The following is a 312-nucleotide window of genomic DNA, read 5'->3' as shown; positions in this document are numbered from 1 at the left end:
ATTTAACGGAAACATAAATATTGGTCTATCTTTTACAAAGGTAATTTGCTCTTTATAAGATTTATTTGCTGGCTTAATATTGTCCAAAATTGAACATATAGTATCCACAATAGTTAAATTGTTAGGCTCATTTCTACCTCCTATATTGTAAGTCTCACCAGATTTACCTTGTGTAAAAACTAAAGCAATACCTTTGCAGTGGTCTAGAACATACAACCAGTCTCAAATATTTTTACCATCTCCATAGATAGGAATATTTTCTCCTGAAAGCGCTTTTCTAATTATTGTTGGAATTAATTTTTCATTGTGTTG

1 pseudogene is annotated in these 312 nt (G+C 30.1%); it reads right to left on the bottom strand.

Features of this window, described 5'->3' with window-relative positions:
* Positions 1–312: pseudogene (locus V6251_RS15245) on the bottom strand (NAD-dependent epimerase/dehydratase family protein); the annotation flags it as partial.

Source organism: Olleya sp. Ti.3.14, from assembly GCF_038154885.1.
Classification (GTDB): Bacteria; Bacteroidota; Bacteroidia; order Flavobacteriales; family Flavobacteriaceae; genus Olleya.
This window is presented reverse-complemented; position numbering and strand designations above follow the sequence as displayed.